This is a genomic window from Stenotrophomonas lacuserhaii (assembly GCF_039674585.1).
GTDB classification, from domain to species: Bacteria; Pseudomonadota; Gammaproteobacteria; order Xanthomonadales; family Xanthomonadaceae; genus Stenotrophomonas; species Stenotrophomonas pennii_A.
The window spans coordinates 147,941-165,969 of sequence record NZ_JBDJNU010000002.1 but is presented as its reverse complement, the minus strand read 5'-3'; the positions used below and the strand labels follow the sequence as shown (position 1 = coordinate 165,969).

The window sequence follows — 18,029 nt, the reverse complement described above, 5'->3', positions numbered from 1 at the left end:
GGTCACACCTGGTTGAACAGTTCCGGCAGGGGCTCGGCGCACTGCCGGCAGTAGCGTGCGTCGGCCTCGTGGCCTTCCAGCCCGCAGCGCGGGCAGCCGCGCCCGTCGCGCTTTTCGTGCTCGGCTTCGCGCAGGGTGCTGGCCAGTTCGGCGGTGTAGATGCCGGTCGGCACCGCGATGATGCTGTAGCCGATCAGGATCAGGATGGAGGTGACGAAGCGGCCGAGCATGGTCTGCGGCACGATGTCGCCGAAGCCGACCGTGGCCATGGTCACCACCGCCCAGTACATGCTGCTGGGGATGCTGGTGAAGCCGTTGTGCGGCCCTTCGATCAGGTACATCAGCGCACCGGCGATGATGGTGATGGTGATGACCGTGAACAGGAACACCAGGACTTTGCGCCGGCTGCGCCACAGCGCCAGCATCAGCACGCCGCTTTCTTCGATGTAACGGGTCAGCTTGAGGATGCGGAACACCCGCAGGATGCGCAGCGCACGCACTACCAGCAGGCTCTGCGCGCCGGGGATGAACAGCGACAGGTAGGTCGGCAGGATCGACAGCAGGTCGATGATTCCCCAGATGCTGACCGCGTAGCGCAGCGGGCGCTTCACCACCGCCAGCCGCAGCAGGTACTCCAGCGTGAACATCGCGGTGAACGCCCATTCCAGCACGTACAGGCCCGCGGCCCAGCGCAGGTGCAGGTGCTGCACGCTGTCGACCATCACCACGATGACGCTGGCGGTGATCGCCAGCACCAGCAGCAGGTCGAAGTTGCGCGACGGCCGGGTGTCGTGGCGGTAGATGATGTCGAACCAGTACCGGCGCCATCCGGTGGCGCTGGCGGGATTGAGCTGTGGAGCGGAGAAAGGGCGCATGGGCGCATTGTGCCGCACCGGCTGCAGGGCGAGAATGGGCGCTTCCCGAAGCTCGCCGGACCGCCATGACCGCCGCCACCGATCCCCTGATCTCCCTGTCGCACTACTACCTGCCGGTGTACAAGCCGCGCCAGGTCGTGCTCGAACGCGGGCAGGGCGCGCGCGTCTGGGATTCGCAGGGCCGCGAGTACATCGACCTGGCCGCGGGGATCGCCGTGTGCGGCCTGGGCCACAACGATCCGGACCTGACCGCGGCGCTGCTGGAACAGGCCGGCAAGCTGTGGCACACCAGCAATGTGTTCTACAGCGCCCCGCCGCTGCGCCTGGCCGAGGAACTGGTCAAGGCCAGCCGTTTCGCAGAGCGCGTGTTCCTGTGCAACTCCGGTGCCGAAGCCAACGAAGTGGCGATCAAGATGGTGCGCAAGTGGGCTTCATCGCAGGGGCGCCCGGCGGATCGGCGGGTCATCGTCACCTTCCGCGGCAGCTTCCACGGTCGCACCCTGGCGGCAGTGACCGCCACGGCCCAGCCGAAGTACCAGGAAGGCTACGAGCCGCTGCCGCAGGGCTTCCGCTACGTGGATTTCAACGATGAAGTGCAACTGGAAACCGCGATGGCCGCCGGTGACGTGGCCGCGGTGATGCTGGAGCCGGTGCAGGGCGAGGGCGGGGTGATGCCGGCCAAACCGGGCTTCCTCAAGCGCGTGCGTGAACTGTGCGACCAGCACGGTGCGCTGCTGGTGCTGGATGAGATCCAGGCCGGCATGGGCCGCACCGGTACCCTGTTCGCGCACTGGCAGGATGGCGTGGTGCCGGACATGGTGACCCTGGCCAAGGCGCTCGGCGGCGGCTTCCCGATCGGTGCGATGCTGGCCGGCCCGAAGGTCGCCGAGACCATGCAGTTCGGGGCCCATGGCACCACTTTCGGCGGCAATCCGCTGGCCGCTGCGGTGGCACGGGTCGCGCTGCGCAAGCTGGCTTCCGATGAAATCGCCGCCAACGTCGACCGCCAGTCGCGCGCGCTGCGCGAGGGCTTCGAGCGCATCAACGCCGAGTTCGGCGTGTTCGGGCAGGTGCGTGGACGCGGGCTGATGCTCGGTGCGGTGCTGTCCCAGGACCACCTGGGCCAGGCTGGCGTGATCCTGGACCACGCCGCCGAACACGGCCTGCTGACCCTGCAGGCCGGTCCGGACGTGCTGCGTTTCGTGCCGTCGCTGAACATCACCGACGAGGAAATCGCCGAAGGCCTCAAGCGCCTGCGCGCGGCCGTGGCCAGCTACATCGCCGCGCGCTGAGCGCTGTGGGCGGAGTGACGACCGCCGGTCGTCACTGCAGCAGGCCGTGGCGCTTCAGCACGCGGCCCACGCTGCGCCCATCGCGCACGGTTTCGGCCTGCAGGCCCGCCTGCCGCGCACCGCGCACGTTGGTGAACAGGTCATCGATGAACAGCGTGCGCGATGGCGTGGCCTGCAGTCGCTGCAGCGCGCGTTGGTACAGCGCCGGATCAGGTTTGCGCCCACCGAGCGCGCCGCTGCACAGCAGGCCGTCACCCACGCGCTGGCACAGCGTCGGCAGCAGGGCGCGAAGCACCTCGGCCATCAGCGGGCCGTTGTTGGTCAGCACGCCGATGCGCACGGAAGCGGGGACGGCGACGATCCGCTGCAGCACGTCGGCGCGCGGCCGCGATGCCGCCAGCCGTGCCTGGATCCACAGCGTCTCGCTGACTTCGGCCTGCAGGCCCTCGCTCAACGCACGCAGGTAAGCCGCGGTATCGGCCACGCCGCTGTCGTAGCGCGTTTCCAGGCCAGTTTCGAACAGCACCTGCTGCACCCGTGCGCTGTCCACGCACAGGCCGTGGGCGAGATGCCGCACACGCACGCTGCGCTGGTAGTCCAGCAGCACGCCATCCACGTCCAGCAGCAACAGTTCGATTCCCGGCTTCATGACCGAAGCATGCCCGATATGCCGGCACGGCTGCGACAGCCGGTCGCAGCTGCGCGCTGCCCCGCTTTCCTACAATGGAGCACACCAACAATCGGGAGCAGCCAGTGATGAAGCAATGGGCATGGGGGGCAGGGCTGGGCGCGCTGCTGTTGGCACCGTCGGCGATGGCGCGCGTCTGCGCGGTGAACATCGACAGCACCGACCAGATGACCTTCAGTGCGCGCGAGATCAAGCTCGCCGCCGACTGCACCGAAGTGTCGCTGACATTGCGCCACACCGGCCGCATGGCGGCCACCGCGATGGGCCACAACTGGGTGCTGACGCGCACCGCCGATTACCAGCCGGTGGCGATGGCCGGCATGCGCGGCACGCTCGCCGACAGCTACCTGCCCAAGGGCGATGCACGCGTGCTGGCGCATACCAGGGTGATCGGTGGCGGGCAGAGCACCAGCGTGCGGTTCTCCACCCGCGCCCTGCAGAAGGGCGGGGACTACACCTTCTTCTGCTCGTTCCCCGGCCACTTCGCGATGATGAAAGGCAAGCTGGTGTTCGGCTAGGCCTTGAACGCGACGCGGGCGGCGGCGAGGGTGGCGTCGATCACGGCATCGTCGTGTGCGCTGGACAGGAAGCCGGCCTCATAGGCCGAAGGGGCCAGGAACACGCCCTGTTCCAGCATCGCGTGGAAGAATCGGTTGAAAGCCGGAATGTCACAGGCGGTGGCCTGGGCATAGGTCTCCACCTTCTGGTCGGTGAAGAACAGGCCGAACATGCCGCCGACCTGGGTCGTGGTGACGCTCACGCCAGCCTCGGCGGCGGCCTGTTCCAGGCCCTCGCACAGGCGCGCGGCGCGCGCCGACAACTGCGCGTGGAAGCCCGGCTGCTGCACCAGTTCCAGCATCGCCAGGCCGGCGGCCATCGCCACCGGATTGCCGCTCAGGGTGCCGGCCTGGTAGATCGGGCCGGCCGGTGAGATCTGCTGCATCAGCTCGCGCTTGCCGCCGTAGGCGCCCACCGGCATGCCGCCGCCGATGATCTTGCCGAAGGTGGTCAGGTCCGGGGTGACGCCGTAATGCGCCTGTGCCCCGCCCAGCGCAACCCGGAACCCGGTCATCACTTCATCGAAGATCAGCACGGTGCCGAAGCGCGTGCACAGCGCGCGCAGGTGCTGCAGGTAGCCCTCGCGCGGCGGGATGCAGTTGGCATTGCCGACCACCGGTTCGATGATCAGGCCGGCGATCTGCTCGCCCTGTGCTTCGAACAGCGCGGTGGCGGCATCGAAATCATTGTAGGGCAGGGTCAGGGTCAGTTCGCTCAGGCCGGCCGGCACGCCCGGTGAGGTCGGCACGCCGAGGGTCAGCATGCCGCTGCCCGCCTTCACCAGGAAGGAGTCGCCATGGCCGTGGTAGCAGCCTTCGAACTTGACGATGCGGCTGCGGCCGGTGGCACCGCGTGCCAGGCGGATCGCCGACAGCGTGGCTTCGGTACCGGAGTTGACCATCCGCACCATCTCGCAGGACGGCACCAGCCGGGTCAGCGTCTCGGCCATGGTGACTTCCGCCGCGCACGGCGCGCCGAAGGACAGGCCACTGTCAGCGGCCTTCTTGACGGCCTGGCGCACGGCCGGATGGTTGTGGCCGACGATCATCGGACCCCACGACCCAACGTAGTCGATGTAACGGTTGCCATCCACGTCGTGCAGGTAGGCACCATCGGCGCGTTCGACGAAGAACGGCTCGCCACCCACCGACTTGAACGCGCGCACCGGCGAATTGACGCCACCGGGCAGCAGCGCCTGGGCGCGGGTGAACAGGGCGTGGGACTGGTCGTGGTTCATGCGGGATCCTTGAAGCAGGCGAGATAGGCATGCAGGGCGGAGACCGGGTCGGCGGCCTCGAACACGCTGCTGATCACTGCCACCAGGTCTGCACCGGCGGCGATGACGGGACCGACATTGTCCGGCGTCAGCCCGCCGATCGCCACCCGCGGCACGCCCAGTGCGGCGCTTTGCCGCAGCAGCTCCGGCGTGGCGCGGCGGGTGGTCGCCTTGCTGCGGCTGGGGAAGAAGGCACCGAAGGCCACGTAGCTGGCGCCCGCGGCGACCGCCTGCTGCGCCAGCACCTGTTCGTCATAGCAGGACGCGCCGATCAGTGCCGAAGGCCCCAGCAGCGCACGGGCCGCCGCAACGCCGCCATCGTCTTCACCGATATGCACGCCGGCCGCGCCGACCGCGTGGGCCAGCGCTGCGTCGTCATTGATCAGCAGCGGCACGCCGTGACGTTCGCACAGCGCCTGCAGCGCGGTCGCCTGCTCGTGGCGCAGGGCCGCGGTGGCGGTCTTGTTGCGGTACTGCAGCCACGTGGTGCCGGCGGCGAGCAGGGGCGCGACGCCGGCCAGCAGGCGCGCGGTGTCGGCTTCGTCGGGCGTGATCAGGTACACGCCGCGAGGCGTGGCAGGTGCTGGGGACATGGATGGCTACCGGTTGTGTGGCCACGATGGGACAATGGCCGGGAAGTGCATAGAAGGACGTCATTTTGAAGGGGAACATCCGATGAGCGACACCCCCCGGGCCCGGTTCCGCACCTGGATGTGCGTGGTCTGCGGATTCCTGTACCACGAAGCGGACGGGCTGCCAGAGGAGGGCATCGCACCGGGCACGTCCTGGGAAGATGTCCCCGCAACCTGGACCTGCCCGGATTGCGGTGTGACCAAGGATGACTTCGAGATGGTCGAGCTGGACTGAGGCGCGCGCCGCCGCGGCGCGGCTCAATGCAGCCGCGTGCGCGGCCCGCCCAGGTCCACCAGTTTCTCGCGCAGGGCCTGCGCGTCGCCCGCATCGGGATTGCGCTGCACGTAGCGCCCCAGGTCGCGACGCGCACCGGCCAGGTACTCCAGCTTCAGGTAGGCCAGGCCGCGATCGCGCAGCGCATCGTCGTTTTCCGGCGCCAGTTTCAGCAGGCGGTCGGCACTGCGCGCCGCACGGTCCCACTGGTGGTTTTCCGCATAGACGCCCTGCAGGTTGCGCAGCATGCGCATCAGGATCGCGCGGCTGGGCGCCGCGTCGAGGATCTGCGCCAGCACCTGGTCGTCCGGTCGCTGGCCACCCAGGTGCGAGCTTGCGCGCTCGCGCAGTTCTTCCACGCCCAGCGGCCGGCCGCCGTTGAACGGGTCCATCACCAGCATTCCTTCTTCCATCGGCAGGCGCACCAGGAAGTGGCCGGGGAAGGACACCCCGTCCAGCGCGATGCCCAACCGCCGCGCGACCTCCATCTGCACCAGGGCCAACGAGATCGGATTGCCCAGGCGGCGTTCGAAGACTTCGTTGAGGTAGCTGTTGCGCGGATCGTAGTATTCGTCGTGGTCGCCGCTGTAACCCAGCTCATCGAACAGATGGCGGTTGATCGCGGCCATCTTCAGCGGCGGCGACGGGATGATCTCGACTTCCGCGCGCAGGTGGTCGACATGGGCCTGCACCGTCGCGTCATACACCGTCGGGTCCAATGCGGGATATTCGTCGCGCGCGATCAGCAACGCAGTGGGCAGCAGTGGCAGCGACTCGTCGTCGAGTTCGGCCAGGGTGTCCCAGTCGGGCAATGTGATGCGCTCCTGCATGCCTACAGACTGGCGGCAATGCCGCAAGGTTTCAAGCTGCAGCAGGTGAAAGAATGCCGGCCGACGACCGGCATCCTGGTCCTTGCGGTCAGAGCGGCGGGATGCCCGGGCCGAGCTTCAGTTCGGTGCCGTCCTTCAACTTGATCTTCTCCGCCTGGCCGGCGTTGAGCTCCAGCACGTAGCGTGCCGGCCCACTGCTGGGATACGGCGGGCAACGGTCGCCTGCCGAGCACGGCGGCACATCGCGCTGCTGGCTGACCAGCCTGCGTGCACTGTCGAAGTAGAGGATGTCCAGGCCGATCCGGGTGTTCTTCATCCAATAGGCGAGGGGTTCCTCGCGGTCGTGGATGAAGAGCATGCCGTGGTCTTCGGGCAGGCTGTCGCGGAACATCAGTCCGCGCGCGCGGGTTTCATCGTTCTGCGCAAGTTCCACCTTGTAGCGGGCGCCATCGAGCTCCACCCAGTGCTGGGACGCACCGGTGGCGCAGCCGGCCAGCGCGAGCAGCGGCAGCAGGAGCAGGGAACGGATCGACATGGGGTTTTCCTTGATAGGGCAAACGGTCAGGCGGGCGTATGCTGCATGGCAGGGATCAGAGCACCACCGGCGGTTCGCCGCCGACGATCACCACGTCGGCGCGGCGGCGCGCGAACAGCCCCACGCAGACCACGCCGGGCAGCTGGTTGAGCTCGCGCTCGAGCTTTTCCGGATCGGTGATCTGCAGGTGGTGGATGTCCAGGATCTGGTTGCCGTTGTCGGTCACCACGCCTTCGCGCCAGGTCGGCTGGCCGCCGGTCATGTCGCGGATCTGGCGGGCGACCAGGCTGCGTGCCATCGGGATCACTTCCACCGGCAGCGGGAACCGCCCCAGCACCGGCACCTGCTTGGACGGGTCCACGATGCAGATGAAGCGCCCGCTGGCCTCGGCGATGATCTTCTCGCGGGTCAGCGCAGCGCCGCCGCCCTTGATCAGGCACTTGCCGGGATCACACTCGTCGGCGCCATCGACATACAGCGACAGCGTGCCGGTGTGGTTGAGCTCCAGCACGTCGATGCCGAGCTGCTTCAGGCGCGCGGTGCTCTGTTCGGAACTGGACACCGCGCCCTTGATGCGGTGCTGGATGCGGCCCAGCGCATCGATGAAGTAGGCGACCGTGGAGCCGGTGCCGACCCCGACGATCATGCCGTCTTCGACGTATTCGATGGCTTTTTCAGCGGCCAGGCGCTTGGCTTCGGACATGCGGGCGGTCTCGATGGAGGATCAGGATTTGCGTTCCAGTGACAGCAGCAGCTTCCACTGCGCCGCAGTCACCGGGAACACGGAAAGACGGTTGCCCTTGGCGGTGAGCGGGAAACCCTCGCCCAGCGCATCGGCGTGCAGCTTGATTTCATCCAGCGCGATGACGCGCTCCAGCTTGCGCTCGAAGCCCACGTCCACCAGCATCCAGCGCGGCTCTTCGCGGGTGGCCCTGGGGTCGTGGTAGTCCGATTGCGGATCGAACTGGGTGTCATCGGGATAGGCGGGACTGGCCACCGTGGCGATGCCGACGATGCCAGGCACCTTGGTGTTGGAGTGGTAGAACAGGATGCCGTCGCCGACGTGCATCCCGTCGCGCATGAAGTTGCGCGCCTGGTAATTGCGGACGCCGTTCCAGGGTTCGGTGCCGACGCGTTGCAGGTCGTCGATGGAAAAGGCGTCCGGTTCGGACTTCATCAGCCAGTAGCGCTTGCGGGCGGTCATGCGGTCACGTGCGAGGCGAAAAGGGTGTCTGCTTCGGTGCAGATGGCGTCCACCGCCACGTCCCAGGACGCGACCGGCAACGCATCGACCTGCTGCACGGCAAATGCCGCGCCGACCAGCCACGGCGGAGCAGGGCGGTCGTGCCGGAAGGCGAAGCTGCGATCATACCAGCCCCCTCCCATGCCCAGCCGGCCGCCCTGTGCGTCGAAGCCGACCAGCGGGGTGACCACCAGGTCCATCGCGCCGGCATCCAGCGTATCGGCAGGGTCCAGGTCGGGTTCGGGAATGCCGAAACGGTTCTGCCGCAGTGCCTGTCCCGGACGCCAGGGCGCGAAGCGAAGCACGTCCTGGTGCAGGACCGGCAGGCAGTAGCTGACCGCGTCGGGCAAGCTCAGCTGCCAGCGATGCAGGGCGATTTCGCCATCCATCGCCCAGTAACCGGCCACATGCCCGCGTTGCGGGGCGAACGGCAGCGCCAGCAGGCGTGCAGCGAGGCGGTCGGCGGCGTCGATCCGGGTCGCAGCGGGCAGGTCGCGGCGACGCTGCCTGAGTTCGGCGCGCAGCGCGTTGCGGGGGTCGGGTATCGAGGGGGGCGAGGAAGGCATGGCGCTATTGTGCCGCGCCGCCGACCGGAAAAAACAAAGGCGACATCCGAAGACGCCGCCCTTGTCGAATATTGCATTCTCCGCGATGACGATGCATGCGAAACGACCTTGAACCCAGGGGCTCAAGTGGGAACGCTGGGGAACCATCGGGCTTCCCGCTGCAAGGCGGACATGCACTCCCGGCGCCGTCGCGCTCCCGGTGTCGTTCTTAAGGGACAAGGCGAATGTTTGCACATGCCGTCGTGTACCGCAGAGAACGCAGGAACAGTATAACCAGCTCGCCGCGCAGGGGGAGTCCGTTCGTCGGCAACAGTGCGTGCCAATTCAGACTCCACGGTGTCAGACGTCGATCGCGCGGTCCAGGCGACGGTTCATGTCGGCCAACGTCTGCTGCAGGGCGACGGCCTGGCGGGCGTTTTCATCACGCAGCTGCTGCAGCTCGTGGGCCAGGTTCAATGCCGCCAGCACGGCGACGCGGTCGACGGCGGCCATGCGGTTGCTGCCGCGGATTTCGCGCATCTTCGCGTCCAGAAGGCGCGAGGCGGCCACCAGGCTGTCGCGTTCCTCGGCGGTGACCCCGACCGTGTAATCGCGATCAAGCAGGCGGACGTTTACCGGTTCGGCACCGCTCATGTGTGCTGCTCCAGGGATTTGAGCCGGGTGATCATCGCTTCCACGCGCGAGCGGGCCTGTTCGTTCTTGGCCAGCAGGGTGGAGCGTTCGCTGACCAGCTGTTCCTGCTGGTGGCGCAGGCTGCGGTTCTCCTCGGCCAGCCGCTGGTTGCGCTCAAGCAGCGCCTCCACCCGGGCGGCGAAGGCCTGCAACTGGTCGAGCGGGCTGGGATGGTCCATGGCGCAAGAGTCTCAGGGCCGTTGATGACGGTCAAGCGTCAGCGGCGCGGGCTGCGGGGCGGCGCGCCACGTTCTAAACTAGCCCATCGGCGACACCGGCAGCAATGCGTGGGTCGCCCCCATTACAAACGAGCCTGCAGATGACCGAACTTCCTTCCATCGACGACGTTTCCCGTGCCAGCGAGGCGCTCGGGCTGGGCGCCACCCCGGCCGAGCTGCACGGTGGCCTGTGCGGCTGGCTGGCGGCCGGCGGCGCGCCGGGCAATGACTGGCCGGCCCGGGTGCTGGCCGACGATGCGCTGCAGCCGGTGGCCGAGGGCAGCACGCTGGCGCAGTTGCTGGAAGTGACCATCAAGCAGCTGGAAGACCGTGATTTCGGCTTCGAGCTGCTGCTCAGCGACAGCACCCAGACCGAGCCGCAGGTGGATGCCCTGTTCACCTGGGCACGGGCGTTCCTGGGCGGCTTCGGGCTGGGCTCCGGGCACAAGCGCCCGGCGCTGTCCGAGGAGGGCGAGGAGGCCCTGAACGACCTGGCCAAGCTGGCCCAGGCCTCCAGCGAAGACTTCGACAGCGATGGCGAGGATGACGACGAAGCGCTGGCCGAGATCGAGGAATTCATCCGCATTGCCGTGCTGCTGCTGCACGGTGACTGCGTGATGGCCGCGCGCCACCGCCAGCGCCTCAACTGATGGCGGGCGATCGCATGGACCTGCGCCAGCGCACCGGGATCGGCGCGGCCGAGTACAAGCGGCGCCGACGCCAGTTGATGGAGATGGCCGGCGATGAGGCGATCCTGGTGCTGCCGGCCGCCTCGGAGAAAGTGCGCAGCCTGGATACGCATTACCCGTACCGCCAGGATTCGGATTTCCAGTACCTCTGCGGGTTCCCGGAACCGGAAGCGGTGCTGGTGCTGATTCCCGGGCGCCGGCACGGCGAGGTCATCCTGTTCTGCCGCGAGCGCGATGCCGAGCGTGAAGCCTGGGATGGCAGCCGTGCCGGCCAGGAGGGCGCGGTGGCGGATTTCGGCATGGACGATGCGTATCCCATCGAGGACCTGGACGACATCCTGCCGGGGATGCTGGAAGGGCGCTCGCGGGTGTATTACCACTTCGGGCGCGATGCCGACTTCGACCTGAAGCTGATCGGCTGGGTCAACCGCGTCCGTTCGCAGGTGCGCCATGGCGCGCAGCCCCCGCATGAATTCCTGGAGCTGGGCCACCTGCTGCACGAGCAGCGCCTGTTCAAGTCCGGCGCGGAAATCGCGCTGATGGAACAGGCCGCGCAGATCAGCGTGCAGGCACACCGCGCGGCGATGCGGGCCGCGCGCGCGGGCATCCAGGAGTATGAGCTGCAGGCCGAGCTGGAGCGGGTGTTCCGCGCCCACGATGCGTGCCCGGCGTATTCGAGCATCGTCGGCGCCGGGCGCAATGGCTGCATCCTGCATTACCGTGACAACAACGCGCGCACGCGCGATGGTGAGCTGGTGCTGATCGATGCCGGCGCGGAGTACCGTGGCTATGCCAGTGACATCACCCGCACCTTCCCGGTCAACGGTCGCTTCACTGCCGAACAACGCGCGCTGCACGATCTGGTCGGCGCCGCACAGGCGGCCGCACTGGCGCAGGCACGGCCCGGGGTGGCGTATGAAGCGGGCCACCTGGCCGCAGTGCAGGTGCTGACCGAGGGGCTGCTGCGGCTGGGGCTGCTCAAGGGCAGCGTGGAGGACAACATCGCCCAGGAGCAGTACAAGCGCTTCTACCGGCACAAGACCGGGCACTGGATCGGAATGGACGTGCACGACGTGGGCGATTACCGCCTGGCGGGCGAGTCACGGCTGCTGGAGCCGGGCATGGTGTTCACCATCGAGCCGGGGCTGTATGTCGGTGCCGACGACACCAGCGTGGAGGCGCGCTGGCGCGGCATCGGCATCCGCACCGAGGATGACGTGTTGATCACCGCCGATGGGCATCGGGTGCTGACCGAGGGCCTGGCGCGCAGCGCCGACGAAATCGAAGCGTTCATGCAGGGGTGAGTGGGTTTGCCGGGCCTGCGCCCGGCACCTGCTCTTCAAGCGACGGCAACAGCAACGTCAAGAGCTGCAGGGCTGGGTGTTGGCGGGGCGGGGCGGCTGTGCAGGACACGCCGTGAACCCATCCATGGGGGCTCGCTTTTCGCATCCATGCGAAAAGACGGTCCTGCACAGCCACCTCGCCCCACCTTCGACAGGTCCACGGCAGCCATGGAACCTTCGGTAGCGCCGACCCATGGTCGGCGGACTGTTTCCGCCAACGGCCCGCTGCGCTCGCCGAGCATGGCTCGGCGCTACCGCTTTTCTTCTTCTTTCTTACGCGGCTGGCGGCCCGGAACCTGTCATGGGTCGGGTGGGGAGGCTATGCGGGGCCTTGAGCGGCAGGAGCCGCGAAGAGCTACATGGACGTACTTGCGCGTGCCCCGCATAGCCTCCCCGCCCGGCCCACTCAGCGCTGTGGCTTCAAACAACAGCCACCCGCGAGGGGGTCTCACCCGTTCGACCCGCTCATTTACAATGAGCGCCATGAACACCCCCCAGGATTCCAGCCTCGGTCGCGAGGTCAGTTACCCGTCGCAGTACGACCCCGGCCTGCTGTTTCCCATTCCTCGCGCCGCCGCGCGGGCCGAAATCGGGCTGGACGACAGCGCCCTGCCGTTCGTCGGGCATGACCGCTGGCATGCTTTCGAACTGGGCTGGCTGGACAACCGGGGCAAGCCCTGCGTCGCCGTGGCGACCGTGCAAGTGCCCTGCACCTCCCCGAACCTGGTGGAATCGAAGTCCTTCAAGCTGTACCTCAATTCGCTCAACAGTGCCCGCTTCGTCGATGCCGAGGCCCTGCGCGGCACGATCGCCAGCGATCTCTCCGCCTGTGCCGGTGCAGCGGTGCAGGTGACATTCGGACTGCCTGCCCTGCGCGATACCCCGCGTGGCGAATCGATCGACGGGCTGGACGTCGACATCGACTGCTATGGCCCGCCGCAGGCGGACTTTCTTTCGGCCGACCCGGCGGAGAAGGTCGAAGAGACCTTGGTGTCGGCGCTGCTGAAATCCAACTGTCCGGTCACCGGCCAGCCCGACTGGGCCACGGTCAGCGTGCGCTACCGCGGCGCACGCATCGATCGCGTCGGCTTGCTGCGCTACCTGGTCAGCTACCGCGAACATGCCGAATTCCACGAACAGTGCGTCGAACGCATCTTCAACGAGGTCAGCCAGCGCTGTGCACCGGACGTGCTGGAAGTGGAGGCGCGGTATACCCGCCGCGGTGGGCTGGACATCAATCCGTGGCGCGCCAGCCCGGGAATCGTTGCACCCGCAAGCATGGACCGTGAACTGCGACAGTAAATCCGGCTTCGGCTTCACATGAAAACCATCCCCATTTAACAACCTGTGTGAGAACGTGCCTGCCACGTAGTCACGCAGATGGGAGTGTGTGGATGAGTACCGAGAAGAAAGCCGATTTCTCCGGTGTCACCGGGAGCGTCGACAGCACCGCCCAACAGGTTCCCAAAGCCGATTTTTCCGGCGTGTCCGCTTCGGTGGACAGCACGGCGGAAGTGGTCGATGCGACCTACACGGTGGAGAAGGGTGACACGCTGTCGAAGATCGCCAAGCAGCACCTGGGCGATGCAAATGCCTGGCAGAAGATATTCGATGCCAACCGTGACCAGCTTGATGATCCCGACCGCATCCAGCCCGGCCAGGTGCTGAAGCTCCCCAACAAGTAATCCCCGCGGCACCACCCGCACACGCGTTCCGTTGTTGTAACCCTTGGAGGAAACCCGATGATCCATACCAATACGCTTCGCAATGGGCTGCTCGTTGCACTGCTCGGCAGCGTGGCGCTGGTCGGCTGCAAGAAGGACGAACCCGCCGTCGATACCACTGCCACCCCGACTGCGGATACCGCGCCGGCTGCTGCCCCCGCCCCGATGACGGGCGCACCGCCGCCGATGGCCGAAGCCGCCTCGGTCAACGTCGCATCGGTGACCGTCGGCAAGAGTGCAGCGGCAGACAAATCAGTCGCCACCACAGCGATGTTCGCTCCCAAGGACGACATCATCGTTTCGGTTCGTACCGATGGCGCGGCGAGCAATGCAAACGTGGGCGCCAAGCTGACCTTCCAGGATGGCCAGGTTGCCGGTGAGCAGAGCGCGACGCTCAACACGTCCGGTGCCGAGACCACCAACATCACGTTCAAGAATGCCAATGGTTGGCCGGCGGGCAAGTACCGCGCGGAAGTCATGGTAGATGGCAAGGCGGCCGGAACGCCGCAGGAGTTCGAGGTCAAGTAAGTCCACGCGCTACCGACTCTCTCCCGGTAGTGGACTCACGATGGACGCAGCCGCGAGGCTGCGTCTTTTTTTTGTTGATATGCCGCTGATGTCCACGGCAGGGCCAAGCGCGCCGCGAAGTTGCGCGATGGCTGGAAGTCGTTGGCCAGGCATTCCAATACCATCGCCGTCCGCTCCCGCCACACGGATCGTGATGCCATACGAAATCGGAAAAGTTGCAAGCCTGGCCCCGCCCTTTTCTGGCGTGAGGCACCGGGGCTCCGACGGCCCTGCCGCGCCGTGGCGTTCTTCTTTCGTTGCGCCCACACAGATAACCAATAGCGCCTATGCCCCGACTCGCGCCAGGGACGCTTTGCAGCTTCGCCTGAGGCTGGGCAACGCAATATCCGGATGGAAACGCAGCCAGCGCGACGAGAAGGCGCGGGATCTCCCCGCCGTGGCGGGGGTCACCCCACGACTGCTCGATGCGTGCTGCCGCGCAGCGCTCGCGGAAGAGCGGCTGGGCGTCCTCGAACCCGGCGCGCCCGCGGGACGCGCGCTGACCCGGCTTGCTGCCGGAACGTGGGCGAAAGGACTCATCGCACAGGGCACCTTTCCGCCGCATGCGCTTGAGCAGGCCGGCGTGGCATCCATCCCTGGCGTGTTGCACTGCGTGGCGGCAGTGACCTGGCGGTGCCTGAACGAAAAAACAGGCCCCGGATCGACACCTATATGGAAAGCCACCCGGGACACCCTCGAAGACACAAAGATCGGGGTGGCCATGCGGGCCATCGAGGAAGGGGGCTCCTTCCGTGAGGTCGTGGCGCTGCTGGCCCCGCGGGCCATCGGAGAACAGAGCCTGCTGCGCCGGACGCTGGAAGGAAAGGCCGCTGCTGCCGTGTGCGACGGCGTGGAATGGAGCGAGGTATGCACGAACCTGGGCCTTCCTGATCTAGCCCCGTACCACCGTGGCGTGGTCACCAAAGCCGTCGTGGTACGCCTGCTCCAGCGCGGCGTCCCTTGGCAGGATGTCGTTGGACAGCTGGCGCTGCGCGGCCTGCCATCGTCGTGGTCCTACTACCTCCAGGAAGCTGCCGCACGCGGGCCGTGCGTTGCACGCGTGCTGGAAGGAGAAGGGTGGGAGCAGGTGGCCGACGCGTTCGGGCTGGAGCGGCAGGCGCGCTATGAACTGCAGAAAGCGGTAGTGGATGCCGTGCTTCCGCTGCGCCCACGCCATGCCTGGTGGGACCTCTCAGATGAGCTGCGCCTGGATTCGGTGGGTCGGCAGCATCTTGAATCCTGCGTGGCCACCACGGTGGGCCTGCAACGTGTCACCGCAGGCGAGGACTACCGCACGGTAACCACCGATCTGCGACTGTCAGCGTGGGCTGCGCGGAGACTGGAGATTCTGGTGGTGGACACGCTGGCGACGTCCCGTCTGGCCACCGGACAAGCGCTGGACGAGGTCGTGGACGTGTTGCACCTGGCGCCATACGCCCAGCGCTATCTGATGCAGTCCCTCGAACTGTCGCGCGTCGCACGGTGGCTGTGCGAGGGCAGCACCCCCGCTGAGATCGCCGCCACGATGGTGGATGATGGCACCGATCTGCTGCGCGCCCATCTGCTGGAGGAAAACGCATTGCAGCTCCATGTGCCCCGATCCCGGTGGCAACGTCCTGTACTCCGCGAGCCCGCGCCCCGCTGAGCATGCATACCTTTGCGTATGGCGGCGCTTTGCCCCGCACGCTGGAAATGGGGACAATGCAGGGGTTTCCCCGCCAGGGCACCGCGCCCTGCGTGCGACACGGTTGAACGTGGTCCGGCGCTGGCGCCGGCCTTCCCCTGAGATCCGCAAAGAGTCCTGATCCCCCATGTCGAATACGCCCAAGATCCTCTACACGCTGACCGATGAAGCGCCGTTCCTGGCCACCCAGTCGCTGCTGCCGGTCGTCAGTGCGTTCACCGCAACCGCCGGTATCGCCGTGGAAACCCGCGATATTTCGCTGTCCGGCCGCATCCTGTCGCTGTTCCCGGAGCGCCTGAAGGACGAACAGAAGGTCAACGATGACCTGGCCGAGCTGGGCCAGCTGGCGACCACGCCGGAAGCCAACATCATCAAGCTGCCGAACATCTCGGCGTCGGTGCCGCAGCTGAAGGCGGCGATCACCGAACTGCAGCAGCAGGGCTACGCGCTGCCGGATTACCCGGAAAACCCGGCCGACGACGAACAGCGCGACATCAAGGCGCGCTACGACAAGGTCAAGGGCAGCGCGGTGAATCCGGTGCTGCGCGAAGGCAATTCCGACCGTCGCGCGCCGCTGTCGGTGAAGAACTACGCACGCAAGCACCCGCACCGCATGGGGGCCTGGGCCAACGACTCCACCTCGCACGTCGCGCACATGGCGTCGGGCGATTTCTATGGCAGCGAGAAGTCGGCGACGATCGCCAGCGCCGGCAGCCTGAAGATCACCCTGCACGGTGCCGATGGCACGGACGTGGTGCTGAAGGAAAAGACCGCGGTCAAGGCTGGTGAGATCGTCGATGCCGCGGTGATGAGCCGCAAGGCCCTGGCGGCGTTCATTGCCGAGCAGATCGAAGATGCCAAGGCGAAGAACGTGCTGTTCTCGCTGCACCTGAAGGCGACCATGATGAAGGTCTCCGACCCGATCATGTTCGGCGTGGCCGTCAATGAGTTCTACAAGGACGTGCTGGCAAAGCATGCGGACGTGCTGAAGCAGGCCGGCTTCGACGCCAACAATGGCATCGGCGATCTCGCCGCGCGCCTGCCGTCGCTGCCTGAGGCCACCCGTGCGGCCATCGAAGCCGACCTGAAGGCCGAGTACGCACATCGCCCGGGCGTGGCCATGGTGAACTCGGACAAGGGCATCACCAACCTGCACGTGCCGAGCGATGTGATCGTCGACGCCTCGATGCCAGCGATGATCCGCGACTCCGGCAAGATGTGGAATGCCGAAGGCAAGCTGCAGGACACCAAGGCGGTGATCCCGGACCGCTGCTACGCCGGCGTGTACCAGGCGGTGATCGACGATTGCCGCACGCACGGTGCCTTCGATCCGGCCAGGATGGGCTCGGTGCCGAACGTCGGCCTGATGGCGCAGAAGGCCGAAGAATACGGCTCGCACGACAAGACCTTCCAGATCGCCGCCGATGGCGTGGTCAAGGTCACCGACGAAGCCGGCGCGGTCGTGTTCGAGCACGCCGTGGAAGCCGGTGACATCTGGCGCATGTGCCAGACCAAGGATGCCCCGATCCAGGACTGGGTGAAGCTGGCGGTGGAGCGTTCGCGCCTGAGCGGCACCCCGGCCGTGTTCTGGCTGGACGGCGGGCGTGCCCACGACGCGCAGGTCATCGGCAAGGTCGAGACCTACCTGAAGGACCACGACACCAATGGACTGGATATCCGCATCCTGCCGCCGGTGGAAGCCACCGCGTTCTCGCTGGACCGCATCCGCAAGGGCGAAGACACCATCTCGGTGACCGGCAACGTGCTGCGCGATTACCTGACCGATCTTTTCCCGATCATGGAGCTGGGCACCAGCGCCAAGATGCTCTCCATCGTGCCGCTGATGGCCGGTGGTGGCCTGTTCGAGACCGGTGCCGGTGGTTCGGCCCCCAAGCATGTGCAGCAGTTCGTCGAAGAGGACTACCTGCGCTGGGATTCGCTCGGTGAGTTCCTGGCCTTGGCGGCGTCGCTGGAACACCTGGGCAACCGCTACGACAACGCCGCTGCGCGCGTGCTGGCCAAGGCGCTGGACGTGGCCAACGGTGAGTTCCTGGACAACGACAAGTCGCCCTCGCGCAAGCTGGGTGGCATCGACAACCGTGGCAGCCATTTCTACCTGACCCTGTACTGGGCGCAGGCGCTGGCCGCCCAGGACGATGATGCCGCACTGAAGGCCCGCTTCGCCCCGCTGGCCAAGGCACTTGCTGACAACGAAGCGAAGATCGTCGAAGAGCTGGTGGCGGTGCAGGGCAAGCCCGTGGACATCGGCGGCTACTACCGTCCGGACCTGGCCAAGGTGGCCGCGGCGATGCGTCCCAGCGCCACGCTGAACACCGCGCTGGAACTGATCGCCGGCTGATCAT

General features: G+C 66.9%; 21 protein-coding genes and 1 other RNA gene. 10 read left to right on the top strand and 12 right to left on the bottom strand.

All coding sequences use genetic code 11. The features are described 5' to 3' along the window. Nucleotides 1-2 precede the first annotated feature (2 nt). Nucleotides 3-875: an ion transporter gene (locus ABE522_RS01510; RefSeq protein ID WP_346590073.1), complete on the bottom strand. Its 873-nt coding sequence runs from the start codon at nt 873-875 to the stop codon at nt 3-5. Nucleotides 876-940: 65 nt separating this feature from the next. Between ABE522_RS01510 and ABE522_RS01505 the strand changes: the two genes are divergently transcribed. Continuing rightward, nucleotides 941-2,167, top strand: coding sequence for an acetylornithine transaminase (locus ABE522_RS01505; protein ID WP_346590071.1), 1,227 nt, complete (start codon nt 941-943; stop codon nt 2,165-2,167). A gap of 31 nt (nt 2,168-2,198) precedes the next feature. Here the strand turns inward: ABE522_RS01505 and ABE522_RS01500 are convergent, their stop codons facing one another. Beyond that, entirely contained in the window at nt 2,199-2,816 is a 618-nt protein-coding gene (locus ABE522_RS01500) for an HAD-IA family hydrolase (RefSeq protein ID WP_346590070.1), read from the bottom strand. Nucleotides 2,817-2,923: 107 nt separating this feature from the next. Between ABE522_RS01500 and azu the strand changes: the two genes are divergently transcribed. Continuing rightward, nucleotides 2,924-3,373, top strand: a complete 450-nt coding sequence (gene azu, locus ABE522_RS01495) for an azurin (RefSeq protein WP_346590069.1) — start codon at nt 2,924-2,926, stop codon at nt 3,371-3,373. On the opposite strand, the gene hemL is transcribed toward azu, so the two are convergent. Together hemL and thiE are read right to left on the bottom strand one after the other, a co-directional pair. Further along, on the bottom strand, nt 3,370-4,650 hold the full coding sequence (gene hemL / locus ABE522_RS01490; protein WP_346590068.1) for a glutamate-1-semialdehyde 2,1-aminomutase: 1,281 nt from the start codon (nt 4,648-4,650) through the stop codon (nt 3,370-3,372). The two genes, azu and hemL, sit on opposite strands and share 4 nt — an antisense overlap. Then, nucleotides 4,647-5,282 (bottom strand): thiamine phosphate synthase, encoded by a 636-nt coding sequence (gene thiE, locus ABE522_RS01485; RefSeq protein WP_346590067.1) that lies wholly within the window; start codon nt 5,280-5,282, stop codon nt 4,647-4,649. Before thiE ends, hemL begins: the two co-directional genes overlap by 4 nt. A 34-nt stretch (nt 5,283-5,316) precedes the next feature. Here thiE and ABE522_RS01480 point away from each other — a divergent pair, with 34 nt between their 5' ends. Beyond that, the gene (locus ABE522_RS01480; RefSeq protein ID WP_346590111.1) at nt 5,317-5,556 is read left to right on the top strand and encodes a rubredoxin; all 240 of its coding nucleotides are present in this window, start codon (nt 5,317-5,319) and stop codon (nt 5,554-5,556) included. 23 nt (nt 5,557-5,579) lie between these two features. On the opposite strand, the gene ABE522_RS01475 is transcribed toward ABE522_RS01480, so the two are convergent. The 8 genes from ABE522_RS01475 to ABE522_RS01440 form a co-directional block, all read right to left on the bottom strand. Next, a complete protein-coding gene (locus ABE522_RS01475) occupies nt 5,580-6,425 on the bottom strand; it encodes a SirB1 family protein (RefSeq protein WP_346590066.1) in 846 nt (281 codons plus the stop codon). Nucleotides 6,426-6,513: 88 nt separating this feature from the next. Continuing rightward, complete coding sequence (locus ABE522_RS01470; protein WP_042612971.1) at nt 6,514-6,960, bottom strand: DUF192 domain-containing protein; 447 nt, start codon at nt 6,958-6,960, stop codon at nt 6,514-6,516. 55 nt (nt 6,961-7,015) lie between these two features. Further along, the gene (rpiA, locus tag ABE522_RS01465) at nt 7,016-7,663 is read right to left on the bottom strand and encodes a ribose-5-phosphate isomerase RpiA (protein ID WP_346590064.1); all 648 of its coding nucleotides are present in this window, start codon (nt 7,661-7,663) and stop codon (nt 7,016-7,018) included. A gap of 21 nt (nt 7,664-7,684) precedes the next feature. After that, the gene (locus ABE522_RS01460) at nt 7,685-8,164 is read right to left on the bottom strand and encodes an EVE domain-containing protein (protein ID WP_346590063.1); all 480 of its coding nucleotides are present in this window, start codon (nt 8,162-8,164) and stop codon (nt 7,685-7,687) included. Next, nucleotides 8,161-8,748: a 5-formyltetrahydrofolate cyclo-ligase gene (locus ABE522_RS01455; protein ID WP_346590109.1), complete on the bottom strand. Its 588-nt coding sequence runs from the start codon at nt 8,746-8,748 to the stop codon at nt 8,161-8,163. Before ABE522_RS01455 ends, ABE522_RS01460 begins: the two co-directional genes overlap by 4 nt. A 94-nt stretch (nt 8,749-8,842) precedes the next feature. Beyond that, nucleotides 8,843-9,028, bottom strand: a non-coding RNA gene (gene ssrS, locus ABE522_RS01450) — 6S RNA. An 80-nt stretch (nt 9,029-9,108) separates the two neighbouring features. After that, nucleotides 9,109-9,402: a cell division protein ZapA gene (locus tag ABE522_RS01445; RefSeq protein WP_042612974.1), complete on the bottom strand. Its 294-nt coding sequence runs from the start codon at nt 9,400-9,402 to the stop codon at nt 9,109-9,111. Further along, on the bottom strand, nt 9,399-9,620 hold the full coding sequence (locus ABE522_RS01440) for a TIGR02449 family protein (RefSeq protein ID WP_346590062.1): 222 nt from the start codon (nt 9,618-9,620) through the stop codon (nt 9,399-9,401). The genes ABE522_RS01445 and ABE522_RS01440 overlap by 4 nt, the downstream gene beginning before the upstream one ends. Before the next feature lie 140 nt (nt 9,621-9,760). Between ABE522_RS01440 and ABE522_RS01435 the strand changes: the two genes are divergently transcribed. The 7 genes from ABE522_RS01435 to ABE522_RS01405 all read left to right on the top strand — a co-directional run bounded on the left by ABE522_RS01435 (nt 9,761) and on the right by ABE522_RS01405 (nt 18,025). Beyond that, entirely contained in the window at nt 9,761-10,309 is a 549-nt protein-coding gene (locus ABE522_RS01435) for a UPF0149 family protein (RefSeq protein WP_346590061.1), read from the top strand. A gap of 20 nt (nt 10,310-10,329) precedes the next feature. Next, nucleotides 10,330-11,652 carry an aminopeptidase P N-terminal domain-containing protein gene (locus tag ABE522_RS01430; RefSeq protein ID WP_346590108.1) on the top strand — a complete coding sequence of 441 codons (1,323 nt, stop codon included), beginning with the start codon at nt 10,330-10,332 and terminating at the stop codon, nt 11,650-11,652. Nucleotides 11,653-12,174: 522 nt separating this feature from the next. After that, nucleotides 12,175-12,993, top strand: coding sequence for an NADPH-dependent 7-cyano-7-deazaguanine reductase QueF (gene queF, locus ABE522_RS01425; RefSeq protein WP_346590059.1), 819 nt, complete (start codon nt 12,175-12,177; stop codon nt 12,991-12,993). Nucleotides 12,994-13,085: 92 nt separating this feature from the next. After that, complete coding sequence (locus ABE522_RS01420) at nt 13,086-13,376, top strand: LysM peptidoglycan-binding domain-containing protein (RefSeq protein WP_346590058.1); 291 nt, start codon at nt 13,086-13,088, stop codon at nt 13,374-13,376. A 57-nt stretch (nt 13,377-13,433) separates the two neighbouring features. Continuing rightward, nucleotides 13,434-13,943: a hypothetical protein gene (locus ABE522_RS01415; protein WP_346590056.1), complete on the top strand. Its 510-nt coding sequence runs from the start codon at nt 13,434-13,436 to the stop codon at nt 13,941-13,943. A gap of 193 nt (nt 13,944-14,136) precedes the next feature. Then, nucleotides 14,137-15,627 (top strand): hypothetical protein, encoded by a 1,491-nt coding sequence (locus ABE522_RS01410; RefSeq protein ID WP_346590055.1) that lies wholly within the window; start codon nt 14,137-14,139, stop codon nt 15,625-15,627. 166 nt (nt 15,628-15,793) lie between these two features. Then, nucleotides 15,794-18,025 carry an NADP-dependent isocitrate dehydrogenase gene (locus ABE522_RS01405; protein ID WP_346590054.1) on the top strand — a complete coding sequence of 744 codons (2,232 nt, stop codon included), beginning with the start codon at nt 15,794-15,796 and terminating at the stop codon, nt 18,023-18,025. Nucleotides 18,026-18,029: the final 4 nt, after the last annotated feature.

Coding starts and splice junctions, on each gene's coding strand:
- azu (WP_346590069.1), top strand. CDS start 2,924: ATGAAGCAATGGGCATGGGGGGCAGGGCTGGGCGCGCTGCTGTTGGCA.
- rpiA (WP_346590064.1), bottom strand. CDS start 7,663: ATGTCCGAAGCCAAGCGCCTGGCCGCTGAAAAAGCCATCGAATACGTC.
- thiE (WP_346590067.1), bottom strand. CDS start 5,282: ATGTCCCCAGCACCTGCCACGCCTCGCGGCGTGTACCTGATCACGCCC.
- ABE522_RS01475 (WP_346590066.1), bottom strand. CDS start 6,425: ATGCAGGAGCGCATCACATTGCCCGACTGGGACACCCTGGCCGAACTC.
- ABE522_RS01500 (WP_346590070.1), bottom strand. CDS start 2,816: ATGAAGCCGGGAATCGAACTGTTGCTGCTGGACGTGGATGGCGTGCTG.
- ABE522_RS01505 (WP_346590071.1), top strand. CDS start 941: ATGACCGCCGCCACCGATCCCCTGATCTCCCTGTCGCACTACTACCTG.
- ABE522_RS01445 (WP_042612974.1), bottom strand. CDS start 9,402: ATGAGCGGTGCCGAACCGGTAAACGTCCGCCTGCTTGATCGCGATTAC.
- ABE522_RS01410 (WP_346590055.1), top strand. CDS start 14,137: ATGCCATACGAAATCGGAAAAGTTGCAAGCCTGGCCCCGCCCTTTTCT.
- ABE522_RS01420 (WP_346590058.1), top strand. CDS start 13,086: ATGAGTACCGAGAAGAAAGCCGATTTCTCCGGTGTCACCGGGAGCGTC.
- ABE522_RS01435 (WP_346590061.1), top strand. CDS start 9,761: ATGACCGAACTTCCTTCCATCGACGACGTTTCCCGTGCCAGCGAGGCG.
- ABE522_RS01460 (WP_346590063.1), bottom strand. CDS start 8,164: ATGACCGCCCGCAAGCGCTACTGGCTGATGAAGTCCGAACCGGACGCC.
- ABE522_RS01405 (WP_346590054.1), top strand. CDS start 15,794: ATGTCGAATACGCCCAAGATCCTCTACACGCTGACCGATGAAGCGCCG.
- ABE522_RS01470 (WP_042612971.1), bottom strand. CDS start 6,960: ATGTCGATCCGTTCCCTGCTCCTGCTGCCGCTGCTCGCGCTGGCCGGC.
- hemL (WP_346590068.1), bottom strand. CDS start 4,650: ATGAACCACGACCAGTCCCACGCCCTGTTCACCCGCGCCCAGGCGCTG.
- ABE522_RS01415 (WP_346590056.1), top strand. CDS start 13,434: ATGATCCATACCAATACGCTTCGCAATGGGCTGCTCGTTGCACTGCTC.
- ABE522_RS01510 (WP_346590073.1), bottom strand. CDS start 875: ATGCGCCCTTTCTCCGCTCCACAGCTCAATCCCGCCAGCGCCACCGGA.
- queF (WP_346590059.1), top strand. CDS start 12,175: ATGAACACCCCCCAGGATTCCAGCCTCGGTCGCGAGGTCAGTTACCCG.
- ABE522_RS01440 (WP_346590062.1), bottom strand. CDS start 9,620: ATGGACCATCCCAGCCCGCTCGACCAGTTGCAGGCCTTCGCCGCCCGG.
- ABE522_RS01480 (WP_346590111.1), top strand. CDS start 5,317: ATGGCCGGGAAGTGCATAGAAGGACGTCATTTTGAAGGGGAACATCCG.